10 protein-coding genes are annotated in these 12,734 nt (G+C 34.4%); 1 reads left to right on the forward strand and 9 read right to left on the reverse strand.

Annotation, left to right across the window (positions count from 1 at the left end):
• Positions 1-10 precede the first annotated feature (10 nt).
• From J0383_RS00075 to J0383_RS00110, 8 genes are all read right to left on the reverse strand, one after another.
• Complete coding sequence (locus tag J0383_RS00075) at positions 11-799, reverse strand: SDR family NAD(P)-dependent oxidoreductase (RefSeq protein WP_207296421.1); 789 nt, start codon at positions 797-799, stop codon at positions 11-13.
• Between the two features lie 98 nt (positions 800-897).
• Complete coding sequence (locus J0383_RS00080) at positions 898-1,404, reverse strand: YciE/YciF ferroxidase family protein (RefSeq protein WP_207296422.1); 507 nt, start codon at positions 1,402-1,404, stop codon at positions 898-900.
• Positions 1,405-1,548: 144 nt separating this feature from the next.
• A complete protein-coding gene (locus J0383_RS00085) occupies positions 1,549-3,741 on the reverse strand; it encodes a glycoside hydrolase family protein (RefSeq protein ID WP_207296423.1) in 2,193 nt (730 codons plus the stop codon).
• 140 nt (positions 3,742-3,881) lie between these two features.
• Positions 3,882-4,250 carry an SPW repeat protein gene (locus J0383_RS00090; protein WP_207296424.1) on the reverse strand — a complete coding sequence of 123 codons (369 nt, stop codon included), beginning with the start codon at positions 4,248-4,250 and terminating at the stop codon, positions 3,882-3,884.
• A 230-nt stretch (positions 4,251-4,480) separates the two neighbouring features.
• Positions 4,481-4,729: a hypothetical protein gene (locus J0383_RS00095; RefSeq protein ID WP_207296425.1), complete on the reverse strand. Its 249-nt coding sequence runs from the start codon at positions 4,727-4,729 to the stop codon at positions 4,481-4,483.
• Positions 4,730-4,865: 136 nt separating this feature from the next.
• On the reverse strand, positions 4,866-6,812 hold the full coding sequence (locus J0383_RS00100; RefSeq protein ID WP_207296426.1) for a PAS domain-containing sensor histidine kinase: 1,947 nt from the start codon (positions 6,810-6,812) through the stop codon (positions 4,866-4,868).
• Positions 6,813-6,814: 2 nt separating this feature from the next.
• Entirely contained in the window at positions 6,815-7,177 is a 363-nt protein-coding gene (locus J0383_RS00105) for a response regulator (protein ID WP_207296427.1), read from the reverse strand.
• Positions 7,178-7,186: 9 nt separating this feature from the next.
• Positions 7,187-8,374 carry a sensor histidine kinase gene (locus tag J0383_RS00110; protein WP_207296428.1) on the reverse strand — a complete coding sequence of 396 codons (1,188 nt, stop codon included), beginning with the start codon at positions 8,372-8,374 and terminating at the stop codon, positions 7,187-7,189.
• A gap of 711 nt (positions 8,375-9,085) precedes the next feature.
• Between J0383_RS00110 and J0383_RS00115 the strand changes: the two genes are divergently transcribed.
• Positions 9,086-12,280, forward strand: coding sequence for a CheR family methyltransferase (locus J0383_RS00115; RefSeq protein ID WP_207296429.1), 3,195 nt, complete (start codon positions 9,086-9,088; stop codon positions 12,278-12,280).
• A 13-nt stretch (positions 12,281-12,293) separates the two neighbouring features.
• Here J0383_RS00115 and J0383_RS00120 read toward each other — a convergent pair whose 3' ends face one another.
• Positions 12,294-12,719, reverse strand: a complete 426-nt coding sequence (locus tag J0383_RS00120) for a hypothetical protein (RefSeq protein WP_207296430.1) — start codon at positions 12,717-12,719, stop codon at positions 12,294-12,296.
• Positions 12,720-12,734 lie beyond the last annotated feature (15 nt).

Consider the following 12,734-nt stretch of genomic DNA (forward strand, 5'->3'; position numbering starts at 1 on the left):
AAAAAAAAATTTAAACCTTATAAATCCCAGCAGCTGTTTTTTCGATAAAAGCCTTTGGCAGTATACGATTGGCATACACAGAAATGATATTCGTAAAACCTGGAATAACTTCTGATTTTTTGCTGAACATGGCTTTTACTGCCATTTTTGCCACCTCATCTGGCTGCATATTAAACTTTTCAGCCATTTTATTTAGAGCTTCTAATCCTGCTCTCGAAGCAAAACCGGTATTAACGGGACCTGGACTAAAACAAGTTACAGAAATTGAAGTTTTAGCAAGTTCAAAACGCAAAGCACGTGTAAACGATAAAACAAAAGCCTTTGTAGCCGAATACACCGCTAGCGTAGGCACAGCCTGATAGGCCGCAGTACTTGATATATTGAGAATATAAGCTTGTTTTTGTTGTGAAAGCGCTGGCAGTAATAAATGTGAAAGTTCGACTATTACATTCATGTTTAGCTGCATCATGCCAAGCTGATCGGTTAATGAAGACTTGCTAAAATCTCCCCAAACACCATAACCAGCATTGTTTACTAAAATACCAATTGGATAGTTATTCATTTTTACCCAGTTCGTTACTTTAAGCGATGCATCATTTATTGAAAGATCAATGGATAAAAAAGGAGCAGAAATACCATATTTGAGTTGAAGATCATCAGACAATGTTTTTAATTCCTGTTCACTTCTTGCAACCAGCAGCAACGAATAACCTTGTTTTGCTAATTCGTAAGCAATAGATTTTCCAATTCCTTTGCTGGCACCTGTTATTAAGGCATACGGTTTTTTATTTTCGCTCATTTTATCAATTTTATTCTCAAATATAAAAATTAATCGTAAACCATTCAGCGGAAAAACATAATTGTCATAATCCTTCCTCTATTGAATATTACAATTCTTTATAGTTTTGGATTGTATCGTGACGTTGTTTTTTTTCTGTTTTCATCTATCGCTGCATCATAATTAATAGTGGTTATAGCCGCTTCTGAAAACAAATTGTCAGCTGTTTTTTCTTCGTCTGACGCTACTGCAAGCATATCACCTATTCGATTTTCATTAAGCTTATGACTCCATGCTGCTAAACTATCATAAAGTGAGATCTGATAATGGATTATTTTCTGGACTGTAGCAATAAGGGCCACATCTCTTACTGGTCCTAAAATTGTATCATAAAGTACATTTTGTCCTTCATTGATAAGTCGTTGCACTGCTATACTTTTTCTTCCTCTTGCTTTACTATTTTTGATCCCGAAAATTTGTTCAATTCTGATAATCTGCTGACGGGTAATTTCAATGTATCCTTCAATTACAGAAGTAAGGTTTGGAGAGGAGGCATTATTTCTAGCTTTAGGCAGTAATTTTAAACTCTGACGCTCACAACCCAAAAGTCTTCTCAGTTCTTCCATCCATAATTTTTCTAGTGTTATTGCATCTGCTTTCATAATTTCTATTTATTATATCACTATTCCGTTACATAATCTGGAAATGAGGTCTAAGGCTTACAATTTCCATATGTTGTTTCTTTAATACTGATAGTTGATTTTGATATTTTACCAGCTTATACGAATACTTGAATCGCCCGCAAATTCAAATTTGTTATCATTGGAAGCTTTGATTTCATTATATTTCGAAGTTTGTTTTACTTCAACTTTAACTTTAGATAAAGCAGATTTAGAAAGTCCCTGCAATCTCATAGAAGCTTTAAAATTTGGATTACCTGTTAAACGAAAAGTGAGTTTGGTTTTGCCAAAGCGAAAATTTACTGCTGGATAATCGATAAAACCTACAGCATCTAGAGCCTTGATTCTAAAGTACTGTCTAGGAATAACTCCAAATGACATTCCGGTGCCGTATACTTCCTGTCCCACTTCACCTGATTTTTCCCAGCCATCATGTATGTCTTCCAAAGGTACCCACAGTTCTTTCTGCACTTGTCCTGTTTTAATTTCCTCAGCGATCATTTCAGCAGGAAGAAGGGGTGGAAAATAAAAGGCAAGTCTGGAAACTGCATATTTAATAAATTCTGGAATAAGTATTTTTAGAGAAGGCAGTATATCAATTCCATCTGTAACTTCCATATAATGATGAAGTGCCGCATATACCTCAAATTCTTCGTAAGCCGCAGTGTATGGAGCATCATTTAATGGAAAAACAGAAAAGAAACTCGGGAAATTTTTCCCATATCCATAATCACATTCCCAAAGCTGAACATTTTTAAATACACCTGCCAAACAGCAATAGCTCAATTTAAGATATTGTTCATCTTGGGTTTCTCTGTATAATTCTACCAAAGCTCCAGCAGAAAAAGCCGTATTATTGGCCTGATAAAAAATATCGAAACCAAGTCCTTCCAAACTCTTCAAAGCTCTTTTTGCTTCAGTAAGAAATCGTTTCTCTCCTGTCAATTTATAAGCCATGAGCATTACATGCGCATAAGATCCGGGAACATCTTTTTCACCTCCTCTTCCTGGAGCTGTTTCTGCTTTGATTACTTCAAAAGTGGTCATTTTGTAGAAAACAGGCCAATCGTAATCAAAATGATGGGCTGCTTTTATGGCATAATCAACCGAATTTAGAAAAAGCTTTTCAGCTTTCTTGTCCCCTCTGTGTGCCAGACGGGCGAGGTTTAAAAGCGGATGATGCAGATACCAGGAATCCATGACCATTTCTTGTTTTTGTTCTTCAGATTTGTCAAGCTGATCTACTAATGCCGGATGCCAGCGGACTACGCTTTTTACACGTTCATCATAAAACTGTTCAAGTCCTTTATCCAGATCATCATAAAGCGGATGGCTGTTTTCTGACCACACAAGATATTCGTGAAGAGGAAGCTTAACGGCGAGCTGCACCATAATTTCTGCGGGAGTTTTATAGTCTTGTACATAGGCATTTAAATAAGGAGAATCATTGGCCATCATCCAGCATCCTTTGTTAAGATATAGCTGTTCAAGGACTTTTTCTGCAATACAAGGCCAGTCCTGATAGGGAATTTCAGGTTTGGAAATATGCGGATACAGAACTGCGAGATAATTTAAAAACTCAGATGTAGCTTGGAGATCATCTTTTACAATATTTTCATTAAGGATTATAAAAGCATCCGAAATGGTAAATTCTACATTTTCTGGAATAGGTTTCTCTTTATTAACAGGGAATTCAAAACCAATTTCAGGCCACTTACCTCCTACTGTATCGGCAAGTGATGTTTTAGACGCATCACAATAATGAGACATCGCACTAAGATTCTGAAAATAAAATACAGAACCATTCTGCGGCTTGGTCATACTAAAATATATATGCCCAGAACGCGATCCTACCTGATGTGTATGAATAATTCCAGAGGTATTTTCCACTCGGCCATCTGCGGTTAACGGTACAATGTCTCGTGGCCAGAATGGAATTAAAAGAGAAAATGCTGCTGTAAACTGGGTAGTGTATCGAATTACAGGCGGATCAGATTCAGGAAATGAAACTGTGATTGTGTAACGCCCAAGACGTGTTGATGCGTTTATAACAATTTGTTTGGATTCAGTAACGAGATCTGCTTTGTAAAAGCCGCTATTCATCCCAAAAGCCATTCGAAATGCAATACGTCCTGCATCTGGCCATTGAACAGTGAGCCAGATCGAATCACCTGCATTATAAAATTGCAAATTGTAATGTGATAATTGCATTTCATGTAAAAGACTGGCATTAACTATATCAGCCTGTACCGTGGCCGTCCATGGTGTAACAGAATTCAACATAAGTACGCTTTTAAATTAAACTTAATATCAAATTTGAGATTTAAATCAATTGGTTACTTACATAATACAATCAAAAGTTTATAAGAATTTAATTCAAAATTAGATCAGACTATTAGCAAAACTATATGGAATAGCGTTTACTATTCCTCATATGAATGTTCCTCAAACTCGGAACGGCGTTTAAGACCATGAATTATGGCAGCTGTTCCCAATATTAAATGAGGCATGAATATACGATGTGAGAAATTCAGTATCCAAGGTGACACTGCCAAAAACATACCTGTCAATACATAAAGAAGCAGATACACGTTTAATGGCATTACCCTAATAAATCCAGTACCACATTTGGTTATCATTCCATTTAAAATCAGAGTTGCAGATGCACTGTAAAGTATAATACTTTCTACTGATGAGTGAGATAGTTTAAAAAGAAATGGAACGATGAGCATGAGAATGGGAATGAGGTATCTTTTTCCTGCTTGTGATTGATTATAATCTATAGATGACATATCTAAATATTTTTTTAATTGAATTTTGATGAAATGAAAGGCAAATTTAAAAGCCTTATATATTCACTTTTTTACAAGATTTCTTAAGATACTTATACAATTCTCGACTTGTAGTAATCGCATGTTTATCTTTAATCAAACTACAAAGCTTTCAGAAATTCAACTATACAAATAAAGCTGCCTATTATTATGGCAGCTTTATTTTTTAATACAGTAGTTAAAAATTAGTATTACGATTTATCTTCAGCATCGTGTCCGTTTTGCTTAACCAGTTTGTTATAAATACCCAGCAGCAGAAAAGGCGACGCCCATTGTCCTACAAAGAGTGCCGTGTGCTTATGACCCAGGCATTTTAATGCCAAAGAAGTTCCCATAGAAGCTAGCGAAGCATATAAAAATAAATCTGATGGCAGCTTAGAAGTCTGTTCCTCAATTGCCTTAGCAGTAGCGCTTTCTGTGTTTTCATTTTCTAGTAACATAATTCTAGTTTTTAAAAATTAATATAGCGCAAAGTAGACTTTCATAGTAAGGCGTATTTACAGAATTCAAATCTATTTTTACAATATACATCTGATAATCAAATCAATAATTTACATTTAAAATAAAATGAATATGCTAGTTTATTAACGGTAAAGTAAAATAAAATACAGATCCTTTACCTTCTATACTCTCTACCCATATTCTGCCTCCATGCTCTAGCACAATTTGAGCAGCCAAATACAATCCTAATCCCATACCTGGAAAAGTATCCATATTATTGGTTGTGACACGAAAGAATTTGTCGAAAACTTTATCAAGATCCTTTTCTGGAATTCCGTAGCCTTCGTCTGCAATGCTTATCGTAACATCATTTTCTCCAGTATTACTTTCAACAGTTATAAGAGATTCTTTTGGGGAGTATTTTACCGAATTAGACAAGAGATTGGTTATTACTTGTTCAATGCGCTGTTTATCTCCTTTTACCTGTAACGGTTGTTCAATAATCAATTCAATTTTATGATTAGTAGTTCTCTGGATTTCCTGTATTCTCTCTTCTAAAATAGTATCTAGAGCCAGATATTCGAAATGAATCGGCATTTTTCCTTGTTCAATTTTAGTAATATCCAGAAGATTATTAATCAGTATGGTAAGACGATCAATCTGCTCGTTTAGTTTACCAAGCAGCACACTATCTTCAAGATTTCCTATTTCCTCAAGTCTTTCTTGTACGATTTCTGCATAAGCTTTTATACTGGTTACGGGTGTTTTGAGTTCATGACTGGCTACAACGATAAATTCACTGCGTTGTTTAAGCAGATCTTTTAACTGGAATTGGTTTTCCTGAAGTATTCTTTCAGATTCCTTACGTTCTGTAATGTCGTCAAATAATACAGCCACCTGTCGGTTTCCATGACCTACTCTCGAAACATGAACATTATACCATCGCTGGGTTGCTTGGTTATAATTTTCAACACGCTCCGCCACGCCGCTTCGGGCCACTCTGTCATAAGTATCAATCCAGGATTTTTCGAGGTTCGGTAAAAACTCGGTGGCAAGTTTCCCTACAGTGTCATTTCCTAATCCTGTCTGACGTGTAAATGCAGGGTTTACTTCCATCAATCTAAAGTTGACAGCTCTATCTTCTTCATCTCTCACCATCTCATGGATTAAAAATCCTTCATCAATTGAATTAAAAAGCGTACGGTATTTATCTTCAGCATGTTCTGCTATTTCGTCTTTTAAGCTTAATATTTCTTTTTCTGCATTTTTTTGAGCTGTTATATTTTGTGCAACAAACAACAGCTGGCTAGGATTATTATTTTTATCTCTGGCAAATACTTGTCCTCTCAGCGAAATTATGACCCATTGTTCATTATTATCTTTAATGCGATATTCTACTTTATTTTCCTCCCTGTCTTTAAGAGTATGAAATCGTTCATAAAATTCTTGAATGGCAGATATATCCTCAGGATGAAACAATTTAATACGGTCTTTAAAAGGCATTTTTTGTATTTCATCTACTTCAAAACCTATCCAGGTAAGCGTATCGCGGTTGGCATAAAGAATATTTCTAGAAGGAAACTCAACTACTGATACAACATCGGGCATCATTTCTGTAATACTATTTATAAAATGAGATTGCTCTCTCATTCCCTGTTCTGCTTTTTTCTGTTTGGAAATATCACGGCTGGTCATTACCAATCCATCATCAGATTTTACAAGTGCTTGATAAAACCAGCCTTCAAACTGTTCATAATGATAATACTGTTCATGCTGTACGGGTTCGCCGGTTTCAACTACACTGACCATTTTATCAAAAATACCACTCGGGATCACACCTGGATTTTTAGACAGTAATGAAGAGCCAATAACGTCACCGTTTTGGGCTACGCCTCCCTTGTTATTCATAATCCAGATAAAATCGACTATTTTATTATTTTGATCTCTAACTGATTGAAATACCTGAATAATATCAAGCGAATTATCGATGATAGTTTGTAAAAGCTGTAACTGTTTTTCTGTACTAAGACGATCTGTTTTAGGCTTGATGTTCGTCTCATGTAACGATTTATGTTTCTTCATAATTATGTAATAAGACCATTAACGAGTTCCAGCATTTCGCGTCTTTTAAAAGGTTTTTCTAAAAAAGCATTTGCTCCTGCTTTAAAAGCTGCAGGTGCTACTTGTGGACTTGCCGATATTATTATGATAGGAACTTTTGCAGTATCAGGCTTACTTTTTATCAAACTGCAGACGTCTAATCCGTCTACGCCTGATAATTGTTTATCAAGAATAAATAAATCTGGAATATCATAATTACCTTTTACCAGATTATCTCCATTTGAAAATACCGTTACTGCATAACCTGCACTTTGCAAAATCATCCTAATGGCATCTTGAATAGCCGAATCATCTTCTGTTAATATTACTTTTTTTTTATTTGTCATTTTATGCAGTTATTGAGAAAGGTAACAGTAAAAAGTACTTCCCTGACCAGGTTCACTATCGGCCTTTATAAATCCTTTATGCAGCCGGGCAGCTTTAAGAGCGATCGCCAATCCTTTTCCACTTCCTTTGTAGGCACCATGCGGATGAAGCTGCTGGAACAACTCAAAAATACGCTCGCTAAATCTGGATTCAAACCCAATCCCATTATCTTTAAACGCAATACAATAATAGCTTTCATTAGGACGAGCTTCTTTAAAAGAAATTTCTTTTCCCAAAACTTTCTCGCAGGTAATTAAAAGTTCAGGAACGACATCTTTTCGGATAAATTTAATAACATTCGATATCAGCTGTCTGAAAATCTGCTCTAATGCATTCGAATGTCCTTTTATAACTGGAAGTGTTCCTACGTTAATTAATAAACCTGCTGCTTGTATTTCATGACGTAAACCGTCTAGCACTTTTGACAGAATCGAATTAAGATCAACATGCTGCATTTCTTTCTTGGAAGTGCTCAGTGTAAGGAAACTAACAATATCATCCATAAGGAGTCCTAAACGCTGAAGACTAGTCTGCATTCGTCTGACATTTCCTTTGCCGCTGTCGGATAAATTTACGGCTTCATTCTTTTTTATCTGTTCAGCAAACATGTAGATTTTTCGAACAGGTTCCATCAAATCATGAGCAGCGATTTTGGCAAATGTTGCCATTTCTTCATTAGCATACTGTAACTCTGTATACTTTAAAAGCAATTGGTCATTCAGTTCTCTCAGCTGATCTTCGGCTTTAAATCTGTGGGATACATCATGAATAATCTGTAAAATGCCATTTATTTCTCCAGAACAATTTTGAAGAGGAACTACATGTGTTTCAAAATGTCCTTTTAAGTAGAAATCATCAGGGGGCAGAAAAAACTTTCTTCCTTCCAAAACATTCTCGAAAGCAGTATTAAAAACTGTTTTATTGGCTTCTGAAAATACGCTGAAAAAAGGTTTGTCGATTATATCATCACGCAAAAAACCTGTCCATGTTTCGATAACTGTATTACAGCTGATGATTTTAAAATCAGTATCAAGGGCGATCATTCCGTCAATACTTGCATTATTAATACTCATTGCCAGTTCGCTTCTGGCTTTCCAAAAGTCGGTTTTTTCAGATTTTAATTTTTTTTCTTGATTATTTTCTTTTTTCTGTTTCATTTGGGGGGACTGTTTATTTTTATATTAATCAGTCCTCAAATAGTATAACATACCATACAATCGGAAGACTGATGAATGATTTAATATTTGGTGAAATCAGATAGACTGGTGAATCAATATCTATAAGTGAAAGCAATTTACAATTTTTCTAAGAATAATTTTACGCTATTTCATCATTTAACAATAGGTTATTGGTTTGGCGATAGAGACTAAACAAAAAGATAAAAACTAGAAAATACAGCACTTCATCGCAGGTTTTCAAGAAAAGAATACAGCGCAAAATGTAAATTATGAAGTTTTAAATCAAAATAATGTAAAACATAAGCCCGCAATAATTCTACTTTTGAAATTATCCAAAGACACCCTAATTGAATAACAGGTCTATTTAGACCTGCCTACTATAGAAAGTAATCGGTAAGACTTATAAGATTTAGATGCATTTGCCATCATAAATTTAACATTAATGCCTGTATTTTCTATACGTTGTTATGGGCTGGTTTACAGCATCTATTTGCAGCTGTATTTTCTGCAAATAGTTTTCCTGCATTTTGATGCATGACCAAAATATACAAGTTACATTTTATTGAATGCAATTTTTTGTAAAACACTTATTTCCAATGAAATAACTGTTTTCTAAAATATTGCCCTCTTCGCTCATTCAATTTTGCGAAGAAAAAATTTTCACTTGTATATTAATAAAATCAACATCAAATGCTTACCATAGTAAAAGAAAATATAGAAACTCATAATGAAGAAACTTTACACAATCATTTTTCAGTTGTTGGAATAGGCACAAAAGGATCAGAAATTGAAATATTGAAAAATATAATTTCAGATTTAGCACCAGATTCTGGCATGGCATATCTAATTTTTGAAACTTTAGATTATCCCAAAACAGAAAATTTAAAAGAAATTCTTTCGACTCTCACCAAAATACCAGTGGTTGAAATTGTAAATGAAATTAATCTTCAGCCCAATCACATTTTTATTATTCCCGAAAATAATTTTTTGATAGCCGAAGATGGCATTTTAAAGCTAAAACCTAAAAATAGAAGTAGTATAAACCACAACTGTCTTGATCTGTTTTATGAGTCAATTGCTCATATATATAAAAGTCACACCATTGCAGTTCCTATTTCTGCTGTGTCATTGGACAGTTTTGCGGGCCTTAAAAAAGTCAAGGAACTTGGCGGAACAGCTTTGGCAGCTGTACATAAAAAAGGACTTATTCAAAATAAAAACACAGAAGAGTTTATCGATTATTTTGTTCCTTATCATTCTATTGCTTCTCAATTAAACCAGATACAAAAGAGTTATCTTTCCCATCCTGTTTATGAAGAAAATGACGCAACTGTTACAATCGAAGAAACTCAATCTCTCTATGAAATAATTGAAACTATCCATTTGCATACAGGCACCAATTTTCATTATTACAGACCCGACATTTTAAGGCGAAGGATTGCGAAACGAATGGTAATTACCAAAAAAGAAACCCTAACGGCCTATCTTACCATATTAAAAGACAATACTTCCGAACAAAGTGCTTTGTTTAACGATCTGCTTATTTCGGTAAGTTATTTTTTTAGAGATGCCCCATGTTTTGAAAAACTTTCAGAAAGTGTTTTTCCCTCTCTAATTGAAAATCAAAATCAAGAAAAAATAAGAATTTGGTCGGCTGGGTGTTCTACTGGCGAAGAAGCTTATTCGCTCGCCATCAGCCTGCATCAATATTTAGAACAAACTAAAAATCTTCACATTCACGTTCAAATTTTTGCTTCAGATTTATCTGAACATTGCATTGCAAAAGCCCGTTCCGGAATTTACAATATACAAGATGTTAAAAACATAAACGAAGCAGTACTTGAAAAATATTTTACCAAAAAAGACAACGGTTATCATGTTAATCAAATTATTCGTGATATGTGTGTTTTTGCTGTTCATGACCTTACTAAAGATACTCCTTTTTCCAAAATTGATTTAATAGCGTGCCGCAACGTTCTGCACTATTTTGATGCTGATTTACAAACTCAAATCTTAGCTTCGTTTCATTATTCTCTTCGTAACAAAGGGTTTCTTTTTCTGGGAGAATCTGAAACAGCAGATCAAGTTCCCTCATTATTTAAAGCAGTAGAAGAGCAAGAAAAAATATACGGCCGAAGAAACGATGTAAAACTAAATATAGAATCCTCCTTTCCTATTACAAAACCTATTCTTACTGCCGATATAAGTATTTCAGAAACCGAAATAGCTGAAATTAATTATGAAAAAATTGCAACCGATATCCTTCAACACTATTCTCCATCTGCTGTACTGATAAACAGTGAAATGGAAATAGTTCATTTTCATGGCGATACAAGTGCGTTTTTACAGCAAGCATCTGGAAAACCAAGTTTTAATATTTTAAATATGGTAAGCGATGAATGGGCTTTTGAATTAAAAAATGCCATTCTAAAATCTCGAAATAAAAAGAAAAATATCTTAGGCACAAATACCGCTACAAAGAAACAAAAGTTCCTGGCTTCCTTCGAAGTCGTTTATCTTCCTTCTTACCCAGATTTGTCTCTAATTATTTTTCGCAAAATGCCTTTATTTTCTTCGGAACAAAGTGAAAACAATGAATTTAAAAAAGACATACACACCATTACTGAAAAATCAGTTCACGATATAAACGAAATAAAATTAAGCAGTGAAGAACTTACTCATTATAAAGAAGAACTTCAGTCAAGTAATGAAGAACTTGCCTGCGTTAACGACGAACTTCAGGACCGCAGCAAAGAGCTTTCTTTAATCCGTAATTTATATGAATCTGTAGTAAATACAATGCGTGAGCCAATGCTTATTATAGATAAAAATGCAGTAGTGAGCAGTGCTAATGCGTCTTTCTATAGCTTCTTTACCACCAGTCCAGAAGAAACAGAAGGCCTTTCTATTTTTGAGTTAGGAAATTCTCATTGGAACATTCCTGAATTTAAAGAAGCCGTTTTAAAAAAATTATCGAGTCAGGAAACCATCCAGAATTTTAAAATAGTATTTAATCTAGATGATGATACCCAGAAAATAATGATTTTAAATGCCTCAAAAATACAAAATTCTGTTCCTGACGGAATGATTCTTATTGCATTGGAAGACATTACAGATCTAGAAAAAAGCAAAGAAGCTATAAAAAATAAAAGTGAAGAAATTACCAATAGCAAAAAGCAGTTAGAATACTTTACACGTGCGGCCAGCAATAATTTGCTCGAGCCTGTAAACAAAATATATATGTTTGGAAAAAAGGTTTTGGATACTGAAAAAACACTTTCGGAATCTGGCAGACATCATTTGAAACGTCTTTTAAATTCTGCGGTTAATCTTAATCAGCTTATGGAAGATTTAATAGAATATTCGCAAATTAATTGTACTGACAAACCATTCAAAAATACTGATTTAAATGTTTTGGTTAAAAAAACCGTTCATGAACTGAAAACCATAATTACTGAACATAGAGCAGATATTCATATCGATTTACTGCCAGTCCTTTCTGTGGTTCCCTCGTACATACACAAACTGTTTCACCACATAATAACCAATTCTATAAAATATGCGCAGAAAGAAATAGTCCCCTTCATTAAAATAAGTTCGCAAGAAGCTTTACCAGAAGAACTTAAGACTATCGAGGCACATTCTGATTCAAAATATGTAAAACTAACGGTTAGCGATAATGGAAGCGGTTTTACCAAAGAATATGAAAAGTTAATATTCGAACCTTTTTACAGATTGCACGGCAATGAAAAACATTACGGAAGCGGATTGGGATTAACAATAGCGAGCAAAATTGTTGCTCGTCATAAAGGATTTGTTAAAGCCATAAGCGAACCTTTAAAAGGCACAACCATATGCATTTATCTGCCAGTTCAAAACAGATAAAATTAAAAATATATTATTCTGTGACACAAGTAATCTGATTCTCTTTCTTGATTTTCTCGACGCCTCTTTCTCTGATTAATTCTGCTGCATCGAGCATTCTGATAAAATGAATATAAGGCGTCGTTAAATCAAAATATGGATCTCCTGCGTGTGGCGACAATGAAAGTTCGAGCATTTGATAAAGAAATAATTCAAAATCTTCGAGTGTTTTTTCGGCGAATGCTTTTTGAAAAACCATAAAAGGATTTTCGTATTCTTGTTTTGTTAGCGAAGAAAAATGAAAAACGGTTTCGGAACGTAAAGATGCTGCTACTTTCCATTTTTTGCTTTTCTTTTGAAGGCAGTAACAGACTTTAATAAAAAAGCTGTAAGCGGTATATAAAACAAAAATATCCGATGGATTGTTCCGTGTCCGTGCCCACAAAGTATATCTTAACACATTAAAAAAACTAGT

The organism is Flavobacterium endoglycinae (genome assembly GCF_017352115.1).
GTDB classification, from domain to species: Bacteria; Bacteroidota; Bacteroidia; order Flavobacteriales; family Flavobacteriaceae; genus Flavobacterium; species Flavobacterium endoglycinae.